The sequence below is a fragment of the Okeania sp. SIO1H4 genome (assembly GCF_010672695.1).
GTDB classification, from domain to species: domain Bacteria; phylum Cyanobacteriota; class Cyanobacteriia; order Cyanobacteriales; family Microcoleaceae; genus Okeania; species Okeania hirsuta.
This window is the reverse complement of the sequence record NZ_JAAHGB010000100.1, coordinates 1-19,510: the sequence shown is the minus strand read 5'-3', so window position 1 is coordinate 19,510 and position 19,510 is coordinate 1. Positions and strand designations below refer to the sequence as shown.

Annotated in this window: 15 protein-coding genes; 10 read left to right on the top strand and 5 right to left on the bottom strand. The window is 37.0% G+C overall.

The features are described 5' to 3' along the window. Nucleotides 1-784 precede the first annotated feature (784 nt). The gene (locus tag F6K06_RS30980; RefSeq protein WP_124147797.1) at nucleotides 785-1,987 is read right to left on the bottom strand and encodes a ferrochelatase; all 1,203 of its coding nucleotides are present in this window, start codon (nucleotides 1,985-1,987) and stop codon (nucleotides 785-787) included. A gap of 1,053 nt (nucleotides 1,988-3,040) precedes the next feature. Further along, a complete protein-coding gene (locus tag F6K06_RS30975) occupies nucleotides 3,041-3,220 on the bottom strand; it encodes a hypothetical protein (protein WP_161564761.1) in 180 nt (59 codons plus the stop codon). A 1-nt stretch (nucleotide 3,221) separates the two neighbouring features. On the opposite strand from F6K06_RS30975, the gene F6K06_RS30970 reads away from it, so the two are divergent. From F6K06_RS30970 to F6K06_RS30945, 6 genes are all read left to right on the top strand, one after another. Further along, the gene (locus tag F6K06_RS30970; RefSeq protein WP_124147800.1) at nucleotides 3,222-3,827 is read left to right on the top strand and encodes a hypothetical protein; all 606 of its coding nucleotides are present in this window, start codon (nucleotides 3,222-3,224) and stop codon (nucleotides 3,825-3,827) included. A 333-nt stretch (nucleotides 3,828-4,160) separates the two neighbouring features. After that, nucleotides 4,161-4,862, top strand: coding sequence for a phosphoribosylanthranilate isomerase (locus tag F6K06_RS30965; protein ID WP_124147796.1), 702 nt, complete (start codon nucleotides 4,161-4,163; stop codon nucleotides 4,860-4,862). A gap of 173 nt (nucleotides 4,863-5,035) precedes the next feature. Continuing rightward, on the top strand, nucleotides 5,036-5,926 hold the full coding sequence (locus tag F6K06_RS30960) for an alpha/beta fold hydrolase (RefSeq protein ID WP_240039208.1): 891 nt from the start codon (nucleotides 5,036-5,038) through the stop codon (nucleotides 5,924-5,926). Nucleotides 5,927-6,406: 480 nt separating this feature from the next. After that, nucleotides 6,407-6,724 (top strand): YkvA family protein, encoded by a 318-nt coding sequence (locus F6K06_RS30955; protein ID WP_124147795.1) that lies wholly within the window; start codon nucleotides 6,407-6,409, stop codon nucleotides 6,722-6,724. A 679-nt stretch (nucleotides 6,725-7,403) separates the two neighbouring features. Next, nucleotides 7,404-8,456: a UDP-3-O-(3-hydroxymyristoyl)glucosamine N-acyltransferase gene (gene lpxD, locus F6K06_RS30950; RefSeq protein ID WP_124147794.1), complete on the top strand. Its 1,053-nt coding sequence runs from the start codon at nucleotides 7,404-7,406 to the stop codon at nucleotides 8,454-8,456. A gap of 265 nt (nucleotides 8,457-8,721) precedes the next feature. After that, complete coding sequence (locus tag F6K06_RS30945; RefSeq protein WP_192901226.1) at nucleotides 8,722-9,129, top strand: DUF2358 domain-containing protein; 408 nt, start codon at nucleotides 8,722-8,724, stop codon at nucleotides 9,127-9,129. A 434-nt stretch (nucleotides 9,130-9,563) separates the two neighbouring features. Here the strand turns inward: F6K06_RS30945 and F6K06_RS30940 are convergent, their stop codons facing one another. Next, the gene (locus tag F6K06_RS30940; RefSeq protein ID WP_124147792.1) at nucleotides 9,564-10,454 is read right to left on the bottom strand and encodes a methylenetetrahydrofolate reductase; all 891 of its coding nucleotides are present in this window, start codon (nucleotides 10,452-10,454) and stop codon (nucleotides 9,564-9,566) included. Between the two features lie 443 nt (nucleotides 10,455-10,897). After that, the gene (trpS, locus tag F6K06_RS30935) at nucleotides 10,898-11,905 is read right to left on the bottom strand and encodes a tryptophan--tRNA ligase (protein ID WP_124155728.1); all 1,008 of its coding nucleotides are present in this window, start codon (nucleotides 11,903-11,905) and stop codon (nucleotides 10,898-10,900) included. Between the two features lie 719 nt (nucleotides 11,906-12,624). Between trpS and F6K06_RS30930 the strand changes: the two genes are divergently transcribed. Both F6K06_RS30930 and F6K06_RS30925 read left to right on the top strand, forming a co-directional pair. Next, nucleotides 12,625-13,008: a hypothetical protein gene (locus F6K06_RS30930; protein ID WP_124155564.1), complete on the top strand. Its 384-nt coding sequence runs from the start codon at nucleotides 12,625-12,627 to the stop codon at nucleotides 13,006-13,008. Between the two features lie 444 nt (nucleotides 13,009-13,452). Continuing rightward, nucleotides 13,453-14,505, top strand: coding sequence for a folate-binding protein YgfZ (locus F6K06_RS30925; protein WP_124147789.1), 1,053 nt, complete (start codon nucleotides 13,453-13,455; stop codon nucleotides 14,503-14,505). Nucleotides 14,506-14,777: 272 nt separating this feature from the next. Here F6K06_RS30925 and F6K06_RS30920 read toward each other — a convergent pair whose 3' ends face one another. Next, entirely contained in the window at nucleotides 14,778-15,023 is a 246-nt protein-coding gene (locus F6K06_RS30920; RefSeq protein WP_124147788.1) for an SH3 domain-containing protein, read from the bottom strand. A gap of 491 nt (nucleotides 15,024-15,514) precedes the next feature. On the opposite strand from F6K06_RS30920, the gene F6K06_RS30915 reads away from it, so the two are divergent. After that, nucleotides 15,515-16,915 (top strand): carotenoid oxygenase family protein, encoded by a 1,401-nt coding sequence (locus F6K06_RS30915; protein ID WP_124155563.1) that lies wholly within the window; start codon nucleotides 15,515-15,517, stop codon nucleotides 16,913-16,915. 534 nt (nucleotides 16,916-17,449) lie between these two features. Further along, nucleotides 17,450-19,072, top strand: coding sequence for a DEAD/DEAH box helicase (locus F6K06_RS30910; RefSeq protein WP_287244547.1), 1,623 nt, complete (start codon nucleotides 17,450-17,452; stop codon nucleotides 19,070-19,072). The last annotated feature ends 438 nt before the right edge of the window (nucleotides 19,073-19,510 follow it).

The window sequence follows — 19,510 nt, the reverse complement described above, 5'->3', positions numbered from 1 at the left end:
TTTCTCCAAGTAATCCTGCTAAATAATAACGGAATCCCTTTTTTTGACCTTTGGTTTTAAATAAATCATCAAACTTTTGACACCACTTTTCAAAGCATGGAGGTAAGGCAGATAGGATTGTTTCTCTCATCGCTAGAGTATTTTTAGGTAAAAGTATTGCTATATAATGATTCGGTACTATTTTAACACATTTTTTTCCAAAAGTCCAGCTAACTTGCTTCCATTGGTGGCCTCAAACTAGGGCTATTCAATTATAAGCGATCGCTTGAACATAAAGGTAGTTGGCGTTGGCGGAGCAAGTGCGGCAGCTATATCGCCATCTTTTTGGCCATCAACTTTGAATACATCTACTGTAATGATTCTGGTTTTATTATAAGTGATCATCCTAACATGATATTATACTACATTTTCAACTATATGGAGGGAAATGTAAATGTGGATCGCACTTATTGCTAAGGTTAAGTAATAGGCAATTCTATTATTCATACTTTTAATTCTATAAAGCTGTTTGCGTAGCATTCTGTAGGAATAGCTGATAGCTGATGCCTGAATGCTTACGGTAATTTCAACTCAAACAATCAAGTTTATTTCCCAAAGAATACAAAAGATAAAACGCATAACCACCAAATATAGTAGGGGTTAACGGCCGTCAACCCCTACAAATAGTGTATAATTTCGTTTTTTGCGAAAGTCCTGTTGATATTAAACCAATTTATTAATCTCAGCTCATACAGAATTTTCCTGTTGAATTCTCACTCCTGAATTCTGACTCCTAAAATTCTTCCTAATGATGATGATGGTGACCATGATCGTGGTCGTGATGGTGATGATGACCGTGGGAATGTCCATGCTCCCCACCGTGACTATGACTATGAGTTTTCTTCGCTTGTGCCACTGCTAAAGAAGGATTAACAGCTAAAGCATTCTCACTCAACAACTCCTCAATATAAAGGTTAGCCCAATCAGCAGCCATCTGCAAAAATTCTGGGCGATCGTTTACACAAGGCATTTGACGATAAGTTACTTCTGGATATTTGCGACGTATCGCTTCAATAATATGCTCAACATCTAATAATGTTTCGTGATTTTCTGTAGCAAAACCAATAGGCATAAATATAATAGCTGTTGCACCTAATTCTATAAGATTTTTAGCAGCAGTTTTAGCATCTGGTTGAGTCCAGTCAATTAGTGGGGTATCGTGATTTAACCAACCTACAGAAATTAAAGGAAAACGATTAATTAAACGTTCCCGCACTAACTCATAAAGTTCCTGACTTTCATCAATTCCAGAAGTAAAACCTTTAGCTTCGTGAGGGCAACCATGATTAGTTAAAACAATGCCAATTTGAGATGGTAAATGAGCAACTGCCAAATCATTAGCAATTTCTTCTTCTACCATTTTTGCCATTAGATTAATATAATCAGGTTCGTTATAAAAGGAAGGAATATAACGTTGACCTTTAATCCAATGTTCGGTCTTATCTGCTAATTTTACTAAGGCTTCATTAACTTGTTCGACGGCAATTCCACTGGTAAAAATAGAGTCAACTACTAGCAAAGGATAAATCAATAATTTATCAAATCCTTCAGCTTTAATTTGTGTTAATACTTGTTCTGGTAAGTGGGGAGCGCAGAAGTTAAAAGCCTTGAAAACTTTAACGCGATCGCCCCACTTTGCTTGGAGATTTTTTTCAATTCCAGCTCTTTGACTTTCAAAAATAGCATTATGAGGAGAAATAAAATTACCATGTTGATGACTCCATTCATGCAAGTCAAAAATAGCTAATAATTTGGCAATGGGAGGGTATATCCAGGTAGGAACAGGAGCAAATTTAGCAGTAAGTAAATTTAATGCTTGTTCGTTATAATTAGCAAAATCTTCATAACTTTCTACTTCACCATATCCCATTAATAAAACTGCTACTCTGTCTTTTTTATCGGATGGAGTAACTGTTGATTGTTGAATTTTTTCTGGAGTAGTAACCACGTTTTTTCCCTTGATTTTAGAATTATTAATTAACTTGATACAAGAATGTACAACAGAAACAATTTATTGGCTTATACTCGGTCAAAAAAACAAGTATAAAAATCCTTTTTTTGAGAATAGGTTTGATTGAAATATGATTGAAAAAAACAAACATTTTTCTCAAACCTACTCCTACCACTATTGGTTTCTGTGCAACAGTAATAGTGAGTAATTAGACTCTGGTGTTAGTTTAACACTCCCCTCCGGGGGGATGGGTACTACAATAATTGAGATTATATAAAATATTCAAGGTTTGCTTGGGACATTTAACGAAGTCAGAAGTTAACCCACCCCTCGCCCCTCCCCCTCCCAGGAGGGGAAGTAGGGGATTGGAGCAAGGTTCCAAAAATACAGCATATTTCGGGCAAATAAGGTACAGGGTAAATGATGAAAATATTGTAGTGCGGGCATCTTGCTCGCTTCGGGGTGTACCTTATAACCAGGGCAAACGCATCTTATTTTGCCGTTCCCTATATGTAGTGTTTATTTGATTTTATAGACACTATATGTTGAAAGTCTATTGTCAACAAGCGCAATAAAACCCGGTTTATTGATAATTACCCCTAGTTTATTGACGAGATGCGTTTGCCCTGACCTTATAACAATGGGAAGCGCTGTATTTTGCCTTAAAAGGCGACGTTTTAGACCCAATTATTTTGATCAAAAGTTGAAAACTCAGATAAGGCCAGATTTTTCCATCCTTCAGTCCTCTCCCAGATAACTAAAGCCTTCTTCTTTCTTCCTTCTGAATTATGACTTTTGACTTATAACTTATAACTTTCTTCCTTCTTACTTCTGAATTATGACTTTTGACTTTTGACTTCACAAGGTACAGGGTAAATGATGAAAATATTGTAGTGCGGGCATCTTGCTCGCTTCGGGGTGTACCTTATAACAATGGGAAGCGCTGTATTTTGCCTTAAAAGGCGACGTTTTAGACCCAATTATTTTGATCAAAAGTTGAAAACTCAGATAAGGCCAGATTTTTCCATCCTTCAGTTCTCTCCCAGATAACTAAAGCCTTCTTCTTTCTTCCTTCTGACTTCTGACTTTTGACTTATAACTTATAACTTCAGGACTTACACAAATTATTAGATAAAACGCTATCTGTAGAGGGAAAATGCCATTTTCCCCTACTAGATATGGCGGTTCTGCGTCAGTCCTGACTTCTAACTTTCTTCCTTCTTCCTTCAAGATGACTATAGTAATTTGCCCTGGAATACACGACTCAAAGCTAACTGAGCAATTCTTGGAGGGACTATTTGTCCATTGGCAAAGTCTCTCTCAATCTGGAGAGTTGTTAATTTGTCCAACTCAAGATTATTCTCCCTATTCTGCTATTGACATTTTGAACTTTTTATGGATAAAAAACCAATTAACTAAAAATGTGCCACTATTATTTATTGCCTTTAGTGCTGGAGTAGTAGGAGCAGTAGGAGCAGCTTGGGGTTGGCAACTACGGGGTGGACAAGTCAAAGCCTTTGTTGCTATTGATGGGTGGGGAATGCCTGTAGAGGGAAACTTTCCTATATATAAGGTGAGTCACGACTATTTTACACATTGGAGTTGGGGACTTTTGGGGACTGTGGATGAAAGTTTTTATGCCCATCCATCTGTAGAACATTTGGAAATCTGGCGATCGCCCCAAACTACTACAGGTTGGTGGTTGCATCAAAACAGTATTGAAGTAAAAACAGCTTCACCAGTAACAGCAGCAGAATTTATCAGAATAATATTAGAAAACTATGGAGAATTAAGCACTTTTTCAGATGGTGAAGTATGTTCAATAATTAATAATTAATAATTAATAATTACCTCTCTTTGAAAAGAAGAGGATTGACTAAGCGGATAGTGAGGTACAGTTTAATACTAATCTCTTTTCGCTATTATCTATTCCCTATTGCCTATTACCTAAAAATTGTGGTCTAAAGCCTCGCTTTTTAAAGGGATAAAAAGCGGTCGATCTTCGGAGCTTCCCGTAGGGTGGAATGGCGTACTTCGGAGCGGCTCTGATAAGAGCGGGTCTCCTCGCTGGCCGACCATCGACCAACAGAAAAGAGACTATTCCTGATGTCAAGCCTCCTTATTGCAGATGTACTGATAACTGATAACTGAAATGACCTAGTTTTTTTAGATGAAACAAACAACAAAACCGCGAGTAAAAATTTGCTGTATTAGCAGTATTGAAGAAGCAAAAATGGCAATTATTTATGGAGCTTCAGCTTTAGGTTTAGTTTCTGCCATGCCTTCTGGAATAGGAGTGATTTCTGAGGAATTAATAGCAGAAATTTCTGCCATAGTTCCACCAGGTGTATGTACTTTTTTATTCACCAGTAAACAGGATGTAAAATCAATTATTGAACAACAGCGTCGGTGTCAGGTAAATACAATTCAAATATGTGACTATCTTACATTAGGAAAATATCAAGACTTGCGAGATGCTATGCCTGGAATTGCTCTTGTACAAGTTATTCATGTTACAGGAGAAGAATCGGTAAAAGAAGCTGTTGAAGTCTCTCCATTAGTAGATGCAATATTATTAGATTCTGGCAATAAATATCTACCAATTAAACAATTAGGAGGTACAGGTAAAGTTCATAATTGGGATATTAGTAAGAAAATCCGGGAATTAGTAGATGTGCCTGTATATTTAGCAGGTGGTTTAAACTCAGAAAATGTCACAGCAGCAATTAAACAAGTTTCTCCTTTTGGTTTAGATATTTGCACTGGTGTCAGAACAAATAATAAATTAGATGAAATGAAACTATCTCAATTTTTTAGTCAGATTTATTACAGTAGTTTTGGAGTTGATGAGGTACAAAATTTTAGGGAGTAGGGACGTTGCATACAACGTCCGTACAGAGTAGGGAGTAGGGAAAAAAAGATTAATTTTAAAACTGTACCTCACTATCCTAAAAAGTGCTGTAATTTAGACAGAGTTCGATATAATCTCTAACTAAATTAAAAACTAAATTAAAAATTTTAATCAGGAAGCAGGAGCTAGTTAAGGTGAAAACAACAGAAAAAACTTCTTATATTAATGTTAATGGCGTTGAACATTACTATGAATGGATAAAGACATCAAATTCCACAGAAAAATCAAAACCAGTAATGGTATTTCTCCACGGATGGGGAGGTTCTGGTAGATATTGGGAAAGTACAGCTAAGGAGCTTTCTAGTCAGTTTGATTGTTTAATTTATGACTTACGAGGATTTGGACGTTCATGTTTACCTCAACCTTCTGCCACTGAGGAAAAAACTATTTTAAAATCCTCAAAAAATCCTACAGAAAAATATGAATTAGTAGGCTATGCAGAAGATTTAGCAATTTTACTTGATGCTTTAAATTTAGAGAAAGTTTATATTAATGCTCATTCTATGGGAGGTTCTATTGCTGCCTTATTTTTGAATATGTATCCAGAGAGAGTAGAAAAAGCAATCTTAACTTGTAGCGGTATTTTTGAATATGATGAAAAAACATTTACAACCTTTCATAAATTTAGTCGTTATGTAGTCATGTTTCGCCCCAAATGGCTAGTACAAATTCCATTTATGAGCCGCATATTTATGGCAAGATTTTTATATAAGTCTCTGCCAGATAGTATTAGTCGTACATTTTTAGAAGACTTTTTATTAGCAGATTTTGATGCTGCCTATGGCACAGTTTTAACTTCCGTAAGTAAAGAAGCTACAGAATGGTTACCAGAACAATTTAAAAAATTTACAGTACCTACTTTATTAGTAGCTGGCGAATATGACCAAATTATTCCCGCAGAAATGGGTAGACAAGCAGCAGAATTAAATGAAAAAATAGAATTAACTATTATGCCAAATACAGCTCATTTTCCTATGTTAGAAGACCGGGAAAATTATTTACAAAGAGTGACAAATTTTTTGTAAGCATTTAGCAGTCAGCTATCAGCTATCAGCTATTAATTCATTGCCTTTATAGCAGGAGTTAGTATTGAGAGATTTAAAGAGAATTAAAAGTATTGGAAAAAAACTAACCTTGACCTGAGCAGTGTATATTCATTATTTATGAAACAGCTAAAAGCTGAATGCTTAATTTTTTTGCCTTAGATAAAGCAAAATAAAAAAAATACAATCTAGAGGGGAATTATCCACCAAGAAGAATTAAAATTTATTAATGAAATTGGTTATAACCTAACCTCAGTTATTGCTTGAATATCTTCAAAAGCTGATTGCTGAATGCTAATAGCTGAATGCTTACAGGTTAACTACAAACTCCAATCACAAAATTCCCTAATTTTAAGTGTAGAAATTTCTGTAAAAACTATGGTGGATACTGACACTGCCATACTGCTTAAAATTCTGCCATTATTAAAAATGTAAGTAAGTTTTAAGTTTAAGGATAATTAAATGAGTTTTTCCATTCAATCTCTATATACTTGGTATCGTAATACTATCCGTAATCCTAAATATCGTTGGTGGATTATTGCTGGAACATTGGCTTATGTATTAAGTCCTTTTGACATCTCTCCAGATTTTATCCCAGTTGTCGGACAAATTGATGATGTTGCTATTGTAACTCTCTTAGTGGCAGAAGTTTCTCAGATGGTAGTTGAATATATGAAGTTACGTCGGGGTAAAGATGTGGCAGTTGCACCTGATATTAATGATAAAGACTCAACTACTACTGATACCACCGTTGATGTAGATGCTGTTTCAATCAAATAAATTAGACTTAGGCAAAATTAGCTTTCGAGTATTTTGTCTCCACTGTATGAAATATGAAAAAGAATGCTACGGGAGATTCCCCCTAACTCCCATTCAAAAGAAAGTGAAGCAACATCTGGCTTCTCCCTTGACAAGGGGGACGGGAGGGGGATCGAAGGCGTGATACATAGCAAAAATTTTAGTATTTCAAATAAGAATATTTAACCTAAGTCTCCAGTTAATGAAAAATGATGGACTTGGGTTTATTTTTTTGCAGAAAAAAAAATGGTGTAATACCATTTCTCAAAAGCTTTTCTACATTTTGTTGAGTAGGGGACCCACCCCTAACCCCTCCCAGGAGGGGAAATAGGGGAGTGGGTAGGGACGTTGCATAAGGGCGTCCGTACAGGGAGAAGTAAAAAGTAAGAATAATTAACATTAACTGGGCTATTTTTAGCAAAAAGGTGATTATACCTGTTTTGATTAATTAATAACTGAAGTCTTACCCAAGTATAGCGTTACTTTTAGGAATTGGTATAACATCATGTCAAGATAATCAGTTATAAAAAAAACTTCTCCCTTTGAACTTTTCTTTCCCTTCTGCCTTCTGCCTTCTGCCCTCTGCCTTCCCTGGACTTGGGTTTATTTTTTTGCGAGAAAATGGTATTAGTTCAATGGTATTTGCTACCAGTGGAAAATTATGAAATTTAGGGAACTTGTAAATAAACTTGGTTGTGAAGCGATCGCTAGTAGTCTAGAAAAAAATAATGGTATGGCCCCAGATATTACAGGTGTGGCCCCAGTGGATGAAGCAGTAGTAGGTACTCTTAGTTATATAGAAGGAGCAAAATTTGCCAGTTACTTAGGCACGACAAATGCTAGTGCTTTGATTTTGCCAATGGATGAGACTCTGCAAACCCAGGCAAGCGAACGTGGTATTGAGTGGGTAGCAGGAAAAGAACCGAGATTATTATTTGCCAAGGCGATCGCTCTTTTTTATCAACCTTTTCAACCTATTCGAGAAATTCATGGCACTGCTGTTATTCACTCAACAGCAAAAATAGGAAAAAATGTTTATCTTGGTCCTCATGTTGTAGTTGATGCGGGGGTGAAAATTGGGGATAATGTTTGTATTTATCCAAATGTGGTAATTTATCCAGATGTGGAAATAGGAGATAATTCTGTTTTACACGCCAACTGTTCGATCCACGAACGTAGTCAAATTGGGAATAGTTGTGTGATTCATAGTGGAGCGGTTATTGGTGGAGAAGGTTTTGGTTTTGTGCCTACTCAAGATGGTTGGTATAAAATGGAACAGTCTGGCAGAGTGGTTTTGGAAGATGGGGTTGAAGTTGGTGGCAATACTACTATCGATCGCCCCGCAGTGGGAGAAACTAGAATTGGCAAAAATACGAAGTTGGATAATTTGGTGCAGGTTGGTCATGGTTGTCAAATTGGGAAAAACTGTGCTTTGGCGGCTCAGGTTGGTTTAGCTGGTGGAGTGAAACTTGGTGATCATGTGATTTTGGCAGGTCAAGTGGGTATTGCTAATCAGGCAAAAATTGGAGATGGAGCGATCGCTACTGCTCAAGCAGGTGTTCATAATGATGTTGCTGCTGGAGAAATTGTTTCTAGTAGTCCTGCAGTTCCCTATAAGATTTATTTGAAAGCGTCTGCTATTTATAAACGTTTACCTGAAATTTATCAATATGTGAAACAGATTAAGCGAATGTTGAATATTAGTTCTAAGTAAATTGGGATACATTAACGAACTCAGAAGTCAGAAGGCAGAAGGCAGAAAGCAGAAGGCAGAAGGGAAAATTATATGGGGATAGTCAACGATCGGCCACTCCCTGTCTGATCACTCTAAGCAATTTTAAGCACCTCCATGGATGGTGGGGTATTAAACTCGCAAAAGGTAAAGATAAAACTGCTATTTCAACTTACGCTGACTATTTTTTTAGTAGATTAAGTAAACTCTAGTCTAGATATATCAATTTTTTCTGAGGAAAATTAGAGTGAAAGTTGAACAAGTTATTAATACCCTAAAGTTGGATTTACCTACTCTATTTAAAAAGGATATTTCCTACGATATTTATACTAAGGATATTTTTTTTAAAGACCCAGTTAATACGTTTAAGTGGAAGTTTAATTATCGAATTATTTTTTGGACTTTGCGCTTTCACGGTCGGTTATTTTTCACAGAACTCTATTTTGATTTACACGATGTTCAGCAAACAGAAGAAAATATAATTTTGGCAAATTGGACTGTGCGTGGAATATTAAGAGTTCCTTGGCAAGCCAGAATTTTTTTTAATGGTTATTCGACTTATAAATTGAATAAAGATGGATTAATTTATGAGCATATAGATACTTGGGATAGAAAACCTACTGAAATATTAAAGCAGTTTTTTCACAGGGGTTGAATTCAGTTATCAGTTATCAGTTATCAGTTATCAGGTTTACAGTGGTTTTCATTTGGGTAGACAACAGTAGGGGCGTTTTGCTCCGCAACATATAAAGCGGAGCTTTGCATCAGCAAATGGCCATTCACCCCTACAGGATTTTTGTTGTGACAATGTGGCTCATCAATTTGAAAAGCTCTGTATTATGGCAATAGCGAATGTTGTAGCTTCGTTTCCACAGACCTGATACAAACAAGTGCGGGCATCTTGCCCGCTGTGAGTGTACCTCACCCTTGATGGAATCTACTGTATCAAAAGCTTAAAACTCAGACAAAACCATATTTTTTAGTCCTTCCTTCTTCCTTCTTCTATGAAAACGCCATATTTTTCAGTCCTTTCTTCTTCCTTCCTTCTTCCTTCTTCCTTCTTCCTTACTTCCTTAAATTGCGTAATTTTTACTGTTCAATAGGAGAAATTTCAGCCATATCTAATATTCTAGGGATTAAATCTTCTCGCTTAATTGCCATCAAATGAACTCCGTGACAAATCTTACTAGCAATTTGTACTTGTTCGGCAGCAATTTTTATTCCTTCCTCTAAAGGTTTTTCAGCTTTTGCCAAACGATTAATAATATGTTCTGGTATATCAACTCCAGGCACATACTTATTAATAAAAGCAGCATTTTTGGCAGATTTAAGTAAAAATATTCCAGCTAAAATTGGCTTATTACTCTCAACTGCAATTTGATTCATAAACTTTTCTAACTTATCAAAATCAGAAATTAATTGACTTTGAAAAAATTGACACCCTGCTAATAATTTCCGCTCAAATCGTTTTTTTAATCCAGACCAACTAGGGGACTGAGGGTCTACCGCAGCTCCTACAAATAAATCTGTAGCTCCATCTGGTAAAGTTTTCTCATTCCAATCTATCCCTTGGTTTAATTTAGCAATCATTTGTAATAAACGCACTGACTCCATATCAAATACACTCCTAGCATCTTTATGGTCTCCTGCTTTTACAGGGTCGCCAGTAAGAGCTAAAATATTATGAAGTCCTAATGCTGAAGCTCCCATTAGATCCGCTTGTAACCCAATACGGTTGCGATCGCGACAAGCTACTTGACATATTGGATCTATGCCATTATTTTTTAAAATAATTGATGCTGCCAATGAAGACATTCTCAAAACAGCACGACTGCCATCTGTTACATTAACAGCATGAACTCTACCTTTAAGTGTTGAGGCCATTTCAATCATGTGAGCGGGGTCAGCTCCTTTTGGTGGTGCTACTTCAGCAGTTACTAAAAATTCTCCCGATTTTACTGCATTGCGAAATCTATTCATTTATTTATTACTTAGTTGTGGTTAAGTTGTTAATTTTTTTCAGGCTATTCGATAGAAGAAAAATCTTTATCTAACTAACTATTATTTACTTCTATTAACTACGCAAATTTCAGAATATACAATGGTAGAGCAAATATCATTTTTGTTGCTCGTTAACAAATTATAATTTCACTTTGAAACACATAATTATCCAACTTTAAAATAACTTTTACAATAAGTTAATCCACTTAATTTCAGTTGAGGGTAATTGCGCTCGATAAAAATGAATAAGTTACTAATTTGAGCTTGATCTGAGTAGTTAACTACATATAGCTAAGAAAGAATTGGTTAGGACTTATGCGGATAATAAATCTTAGACTAGGAAATGTTTTCCCAACTGTTCCCTGTTCCCTGTTCCCTGTTCCCTGTTCCCTGTTCCCTGTTCCCTGCTATAACTATTTCTATTAAATTGGCACAGAATAACCTAAAGCTGCTTTGACCTTTGCTAATGTTTGATGAGCAACTGCTCCTGCTTTTTGCCTACCTTTAGATAAAACAGATTCTAAATAACCTTGATCATCCATTACTTCTTTATATTTTGTTTGAATTGGTTTCAAAGCTTCAATAGTTGCCTCAGTTAATAAAGGTTTAAATTGTCCCCATCCCATATCCTGACATTCTACTGTTACTTCTTGTTTTGTTTTGCCTGAAAATAATCTATAAAGGGTTAATAAATTATTGCATTCAGGTCGTTCAGGATTATCAAACTCTAAACCCTTAACTGGGTCTGTTTTGCAACGTTTAATCTTTTTTGTAATTACATCCGGTGGGTCTAATAAACTAATTCTACTCAATTCTGAAGGGTCAGATTTAGACATTTTGCTAGTACCATCTGCCAAACTCATTACCCGCGCACCCTCTTTTCTAATTAAAGGGTCTGGTAATTTTAGTATCTTTTCCTCCTTACCAAACTGATGATTAAATCTAACTGCAATATCGCGGGTAAGTTCCAAGTGTTGTTTTTGGTCTTCTCCCACAGGAACTTTATCTGCATCATAAAGTAGAATATCTGCAGCCATCAAAACTGGATAATCTAATAAACCTGTCCCAACATTTTCTCCTTGCTTAACTGCTTTCTCCTTAAATTGGATCATATCTGTCAACCAATTCAGTGGAGTAATACAGTTCAGTAACCATGTCAATTCACTATGAGCTGGAATATGAGATTGTACAAATATGGTAGAATAATCCAGGTCTATACCACAAGCCAAATATAAGGCTGCAATAGTGTAAGTATCTGTAGTTAGTGTAGCTGGATTGTGTGGTACCGTAATAGCGTGTAAGTCTACTACACAGAAGAAATTATCATATTCTTTTTGACCCTCTACCCAGTTGCGAATAGCACCTAAATAATTTCCAATATGAAGGTTTCCAGTTGGTTGAACTCCAGAGAGTACGCGCTGTTTAACCATTACTTTTTAACTTTAGCCATTAAATGTTAATTAATAATTAACAATAACATAATTCAGTGCTCAGTTTAACCAAGTCAAAATTCAGAATTCAAAATTCAAAATTCAAAATTCAAAAGGAGTAGTTATTGACGGAAAAGTTTATATGATTGCTGTCTCCTTCATCCTTCTATAACCTACTACCTTCTTCCAGGGAATTGGTATCTTGAAGAAGGAGACAGGAGACAGGAGACAGGAGACAGGAGGAAAATTACATGGGGATTCGCTCCCCCAAGTAATGCGTGAACACCCCCGTTGACGGTGGGGTATTAAACCCACAAAGAAAATGATCAAACAACTCAGCATTTTTCTTTTCAAGCAAGACAAAAGTTTACAATGGTTAATGTCACTTAGTTGTCAACAATAATAGAATATTTAAGACTTACGTACCTCAACCTATTTCCGTCCGAAGCGACTGATAGGGTTTGCGGAGCATTCCGGAACGGAAAGCAATCTCAAGTCCTAGTTTTTCGTGCCTCATGGGTAAGTCCTGATATTGACAAAATGTGAATAATTATTCCCAATAAATATTATATTAATGAATAGACCTCTTGCAAAAGTTTTAATTAAACCAATTCAAGATATGAAATAAACAATTGCCTATTCCCTATCCCCTATCCCCTATTCCCTATTCCCTATTCCCTGACTTCTGCAAGAAGTCTAATGTTTCTGAATGAAATTAAATGAAGCCGAAAATTAATAACATTACTGCCTGGAAACAAGCTGAACTACTAATGCAACCTGCTTTCATCAGATTATTAGATCATATTCGCAAAAAACTAGATAATTCTGTTTGGCAAGGAGATTATCAAGAAGTAGAAACACCAATTCCAGGGTATAGATTAGATTTAGAATATCAAGACCAAAAAGTTAGTATTGATCTCTGGGAACTTTGCTATCAAGTTTGTTTTAGTAATTATCATTTTACTCATAGTTCTGACCAAATAGTAGAAGTTGAAGTCGATACTAGCTTACTCAACGATGAAGGAAATGTTAATTGGGAGCATCTTGACGAAAAAGCTCTAAGAGTGGTAGAGAATATGATGGCTGATTTGCCAACAGTATAGATACATTTTCTGGTGTTGCTGAAGCGCGTGTATGATATTAATCGCGCATTACTTAGGAGTCAACCCACCCCTCGCCCCTGCCCCTCCCAGGAGTGGGAGAACCGAGTCAGGAGTCAGGAGGGAAGAAAGAAGAGTATAAGGAGAAAGTTTTTTGGTTGCGTAAGCGGAACGGAGTTTTATCCTGCTCTGATCCGGACAGATATCATACCTCAAATCACCAACGCCCATTTTCTCAGAACAAAATAACTATTTGTATTAGACATCTCCAGAAAATCAACCTGCCCTTTATTTGCTATAAACTAGAGTGTAATAACTCAAAAAATCATTTTCCGTGTTTTTTCCTAAAAACATCTTCCCTGTTCCCTATTCCCTACTTTGACAAAAAGTCTATATCTTTTTCACGCCTATGTCTATTAAGTAAAAATAACAGAATAAAGTAGAATTATGAACCAAGAATTACGGAATATTCAAACATCTAATGGTGCAACTTTTCAAGACTCAATTCCAGTTAGCTTTGGTAATGATACTCAAGCAATAGAAGCAATAAAACAGGGAGTAGCTGTATGCGACCGCTCTCATTGGGGACTAATAAACATTTCTGACGATGACCGTCTACGGTTTCTACATAACCAAAGTACGAATAATTTCAATATTCTCAAACCAGGTGAAGGTTGTGAGACTGTTTTCGTCACTCCCACTGCTCGTACTATCGACTTAGCAACAGCTTATGTAACAGAAGATGCAGTTTTATTGTTAGTCTCTCCCACCCGTTGTCAACAGTTAATAGAGTGGTTTGACCGTTATCTGTTTCCGATGGACAGGGTGGCAGTTAAAGATATTAGTAGTGAATATGCCATATTTAGTCTCATGGGACCAGAAAGCAAAAACTCCATCGCCAAATTATCAGGGATAACTCCTCCAGATGCACCCCACCCTAGTCACCAGTTAATAAGTCTAAAAGATGTAGAAGTTCGCTTGACTGTTGGTAGTGGGTTAGCAACAGAGGGATACACTTTGATAGTTCCTGTAAACAATGCTGCTAAAGTTTGGCAAATATTAACAGAAACAGGAGCAGTACCTATGGGCGATCGCCTGTGGCAACAATTAAGAATAGAACAAGGTCGTCCAGCACCAGACTATGAACTTACAGATGACTATAACCCTCTCGAAGCTGGTTTATGGAATACTATTTCTTTTGAGAAAGGTTGCTACATTGGTCAAGAAACTATTGCTCGTTTAAACACATATAAAGGTGTGAAACAACGACTTTGGGGAGTCCGTTTAAATGGGATGGCAGAATTAGGAAATGTTGTGAAAGTTGGAGATGAAAAAGTTGGGAAACTGACAAGTTGTACGGAAACTACTAATGAGGATTATTTTGGTTTAGTTTATATCAAAACAAAAGCAGGTGGAGTTGGTTTAAAAGTGCAAGTAGGAAATGTCGAAGGAGAAGTAGTAGAAGTACCTTTTCTGACACATCAAGATATTGATAGTTAAGAGATTTATTGCACAAACAATCTGACAACTATACTATTTTCTCCAGCGATCGAATCGCTCTTTTGAACACCCATTAATATACTTATTAAAAACATATCCTTCAAGAGGAGTGTAGGGTTTAGGAGATTGACCAGAATCTAGAGCTACTATAGCGCTGTGCGCAGGCAACAGGCAACAGGCAACAGCTCATCTGGGGGAATAAATTGCTGATAATATAAGACTTTTAGCTATTTGGCCTCTCCTGCAATTTGTAAATATACCAGCGCTCATTGCTATATATGAATCCAATTTCCAGTTCGTCTAATAACTCTTACACGGTCTTCACGATTAAGTTGAGTTATTATAGGCGAACTGGCATCAGGTCTTTGACGAATATTAACATTGTTGTCGTTAATCAAGCTACAAATAGTATTCATCTCAACTTCTATTTGATATTGATACTCTGGATTTTGTGCTAAACCAGATTCAGTGTTTAAACTTATCAAAAATATTGACAATAAAGTTATTAAACTTTTCATTGATAAACTTTGATAATTCTGACGTAATTCTTGATAATGTGCTTCTGGAACATCCCGTTTTAGCTTTTGGATATGTAGAGGAAATTGATTAAATTTTTATAGTCTTTGTATCCAGAATTAGTAGTATTTTTTTTAGGCTATTTATTGTTTTTGATCATAGTCAAATCCTAGATTATTTAAGTTTTTTTGTACGCTAATACAGTTGAAATCATTATATTTATGATTGACAACAGAGATTATACATAAGATAAGAAATATTACTGGCGATCTAAAAAAAATTAATCCAGTAAAATTACTGATAGGTAAGGCTTTTTAGAATGGTTAAAGGCAAAAATAATCCTCAAAAATAATACAATCATATTGAGCAGAGGAAATGAAGCAAGATATTTATCTCTAAAAATATTTTCTTCTGACACCTACAAACACCCTAATAACTTATAACCAACTTTTTCCCAATTGTTATAAAATAAGTTAAACATTATTAAAAATTTATGACTGCAACAACTCCTACCCTTAATCCTTTCTTAACCAATAATTTCGCACCCGTTAGAGAAGAAACAACCGCCGACAACCTCAAAGTTATTGGGGAACTACCTCCGGATCTCTCAGGAATGTTTGTGCGTAATGGCCCCAACCCACAATTTAAACCGATCGGTGAATATCACTGGTTTGACGGCGATGGAATGCTCCACGGAGTCAGAATAAAAGACGGAAAAGCATCCTATCGCAACCGTTATGTACGCACCAACAAATTCCAGGTAGAAAACCAGGAAGGTAAAGCAGTATGGCCTGGATTCTTAAATCCACCCCAACCAGATAATCCCCACGGCACAGATATCAATACAGGTAACACAGCCCTAGTTTATCATGCCAATCATTTTTATGCTCTCTGGGAAGGCGGTGCGCCTTACTATATTAAACTGCCTGAGTTGGAAACTATTGGCAAACAGACTTTTAACAACAAACTAAAATCTCCTTTTACTGCCCATCCTAAAGTTGATGCGGTAACAGGAGAAATGATGTTTTTCGGTTACTCAGTAGCTCAACCTCCTTTTTTACAATATAGCGTTGTTTCGGCAAATGGAGAACTGCTGCGCACCATACCTATAGATTTGCCTGTGGGAGTAATGATGCACGACTTTGCTATTACGGAAAATTATAGTATTTTTTTTGATTTACCAATGACTTTTCGCCCAGAAAGAATAGAAAAAGGTCAGTTTCCACTAATGTTTGAGTCAGAAACACCCAGTCGCTTCGGTATAATCCCACGTCATGGCGATAGTGGAGAGGTGCGTTGGTTTGAAACTCCAGCTTGTTTTGTTTGGCATACTCTCAATGCTTATGAAGAAGGGGATGAGGTTGTATTGGTTGCTTGTCGGATGAAGTCTACTAATGTGTTTGTGACTAATGATAGCGATCGCTTCCCTGATGCGAATACTCCTTATTTACATCGTTGGCGGTTTAACCTGAAAACTGGAGCGGTAAAAGAGGAAAAGCTAGATGATGTACCTTCTGAGTTTCCTCGTGTTAATGAAGAATTATTAGGGCGAAAGACGCGGTATGGTTATTCAGCAAGAATGGAAACAGGAGAATTTCCTCCTGTGTTTAATGGTTTGATTAAATATGACTTGGATACAGGGAAGTCGGAAACATACGAGTTTGGTAAGGGACGTTATGGTGGTGAGGCAGTGTTTGCACCTCGACTCAATGCTAGTAGCGAAGATGATGGTTGGTTGGTGACTTATGTTTATGATGAAAATACTCATACTTCTGAGTTGGTGGTAGTGAATGCTCAGGATGTGAGTGGGGAAACTGTAGCGCGAGTGATTATTCCGCAGCGAGTACCTTATGGTTTTCATGCTGTCTGGGTGACAGAGGCACAGTTGAGTTAAGTTTTTAGTAGGTCAGGACTTACGCAAAAACACCAGATATGGTAGGGGCGAATGGCATTTGCTAACGCAAAGCTCCGAATGGCGCCATCTACAGATAGAGTATTATCAACAAGTTTGCGTAAGTCCTGTGCATGACTTCCGTGAAACGGTATAATATCATGTCCGGATAATTAGTTATAAAAAAACTTTCTCCTTCAACTCCAGTTCTTCTTCTTTCTTCCCTCTTTCCTCCTGAATCCTGACTTCCCCTCCTGGGAGGGGCGAGGGGTGGGTTGACTCCTGAGGACTCCGTAGTTATTTATTTATCACTGTTTAACCGGACATGATATAACAATCAAGTTTAGTAAGGAGCACCATCAGGGAATAACAAACCTATGCGTTTTTCTCGCACCTGTGCTTCTGAGGATAGTGAGGTACACTTGTGGAACTGTTCTTATATTTCCTATTCCCTGTTCCCTGTTCCCTGTTCCCTAGAGCAATAAAACTTTGTACCTCATCAACTTGAAAACTGCTGTAAATCAGTGAAATGAAATAATGTACCGAACACCAACTATCAAATTTGATCGCGGCACTATCATTCTCCATCCTCCACCTCAAGGTAAAGCATGGGTAGACTATGCAACCTGGGATGACCGGGTGGAAAAATTTCGGGTTCGGGCAATAGATTATCGCCCTTTAGTGGAATCATTAAAAGCAGCAAAAATTGATTTTGTTGACAAAGCTAAAGAATTTGCACCTCTCGAACTTATCCCTAGTTTGGAAATGCCTCCCTATCCGCACCAAGAGGCAGCATTGAAAGCTTGGAAACAGTCAGGCAGAAATGGAGTTGTGATTCTCCCTACTGCTTCGGGTAAAACATATTTGGCACAACTGGCAATGCAGGCCACTCCCCGCAGTACCCTGGTAGTAGTACCCACCCTAGATTTGATGCACCAGTGGTACGCGCATTTGAATGCAGCTTTTCCAGATGTGGAGGTGGGGTTACTGGGTGGGGGGTCTCGCGACAAAACACCAATTTTAGTGGCGACTTACGATAGTGCAACTATTCATGCGGAGGCGATCGGCAATAAATATGCTCTATTAGTTTTTGATGAATGTCACCACTTACCTACTGATTTTTATCGGGTCATTGCTGAATACGCGATCGCTCCTTATCGTCTAGGTCTCACTGCAACTCCTAACCGTTCTGATGGTCGTCATTCTGACCTAGATTATTTAATTGGACCTACGGTTTTTAGCAAGACTCCTGAAGAATTGGCAGGTGCTGCTTTAGCTGACCATAAAATTGTGCAAATAATGGTTAAACTTTCTGCACAGGAGCGGGAAGAATATAACAAGTTAATGACAGTTAGAAATGACTTTTTAAAGCAGGCAAATATTAAGTTAGGTGGGTTAAATGGTTGGAAAAATTTTGTTATAGCAAGTGCCCGTTCTAAGGCTGGACGTCGAGCAATGTTAGCCCATCGTCAAGCTAAAGAAATTGCTCTTGGTACAGATGGAAAATTACGAACTCTTGCTAATTTATTGGCTCAACATTTTCCCGAACGTACTTTAATTTTTACGGCGGATAATACAACAGTTTATCGGATTTCTCATGACTTTTTAATTCCGGCAATTACTCACCAAACTCCTGTGAAAGAAAGACATGAAGTTTTAAGTAAATTTAGAACTGGGGAATATAAAACTCTTGTTGCTTCTCATGTTTTAAATGAAGGTGTTGATGTGCCAGATGCGAGGGTGGCAATTATTTTATCTGGTACTGGTAGTGAACGAGAATATATTCAAAGATTGGGTCGAGTTTTACGTCGAGGTAGCGATAAAAATAAGTTAGCAATTTTGTATGAAGTTGTAACAGAAAATACCAGTGAAGAACACACTTCTCGCAGACGTAGAGGTGGAATTAAGCGGAAAAAATCTCCTAAATATCAAGAGCAGGAAGAGGCTAAAACAGAAGTTAAGCCGTTAGAAATTGTCAAGCCAGAACCAATTTATGGAGTTAACAATTCTGCTGCTAAACGTGCTGCTGAACCAGGTGCAAAATGGGGAAGTGATGGAAAAAATGATGATAATGATTTGGAAAATCAATCAGAAATAAAAGAGGATAAAAATTCTTCAGAAAATTCTGATGATGATATTAATATTGATGAGTTTTTCTGATTTTTGAGAATGAAAAAGTCAAAACATAACTATAGCAATTCCAAATGATTTATAAAAAATTTCAGGATATATGGAAGCCTTATGGTATCTTTGCACGCGGTACGGGTTTTTGGCTGCCAGAGAACCAGGTCATATCAAATTCGGTTAATTGTATATAGAATCCGGTTATATAATATCAGTTGATAATTTCTTAAATTACTTCAACAGGACTTACGCAGAACTAGCATATCTAGTAGTGGCTAACGGCCGTTAGCCCCTACAGATGGTGTCTGATTTGATATGTGTGGTTAAGTCCTGTTCATTATCTGTACAAATAAGCTTGTCTCAGTCGCCGGACAATTTCTCCATGAACTTCACTGCGGATGCGGTTGCCACGCTGACATTGTTCCAATTTAATATTATCAACAAAAAACTTCACAGCCATATTAGTATTAGTAG

Excerpts from the sequence above, each read along its gene's own strand:
- F6K06_RS30970 (WP_124147800.1), top strand. The coding sequence starts at position 3,222 with ATGACTATAGTAATTTGCCCTGGAATACACGACTCAAAGCTAACTGAG.
- F6K06_RS30965 (WP_124147796.1), top strand. The coding sequence starts at position 4,161 with ATGAAACAAACAACAAAACCGCGAGTAAAAATTTGCTGTATTAGCAGT.
- F6K06_RS30955 (WP_124147795.1), top strand. The coding sequence starts at position 6,407 with ATGAGTTTTTCCATTCAATCTCTATATACTTGGTATCGTAATACTATC.
- lpxD (WP_124147794.1), top strand. The coding sequence starts at position 7,404 with ATGAAATTTAGGGAACTTGTAAATAAACTTGGTTGTGAAGCGATCGCT.
- F6K06_RS30940 (WP_124147792.1), bottom strand. The coding sequence starts at position 10,454 with ATGAATAGATTTCGCAATGCAGTAAAATCGGGAGAATTTTTAGTAACT.
- trpS (WP_124155728.1), bottom strand. The coding sequence starts at position 11,905 with ATGGTTAAACAGCGCGTACTCTCTGGAGTTCAACCAACTGGAAACCTT.
- F6K06_RS30930 (WP_124155564.1), top strand. The coding sequence starts at position 12,625 with ATGAAGCCGAAAATTAATAACATTACTGCCTGGAAACAAGCTGAACTA.
- F6K06_RS30925 (WP_124147789.1), top strand. The coding sequence starts at position 13,453 with ATGAACCAAGAATTACGGAATATTCAAACATCTAATGGTGCAACTTTT.
- F6K06_RS30920 (WP_124147788.1), bottom strand. The coding sequence starts at position 15,023 with ATGAAAAGTTTAATAACTTTATTGTCAATATTTTTGATAAGTTTAAAC.
- F6K06_RS30915 (WP_124155563.1), top strand. The coding sequence starts at position 15,515 with ATGACTGCAACAACTCCTACCCTTAATCCTTTCTTAACCAATAATTTC.
- F6K06_RS30910 (WP_287244547.1), top strand. The coding sequence starts at position 17,450 with ATGTACCGAACACCAACTATCAAATTTGATCGCGGCACTATCATTCTC.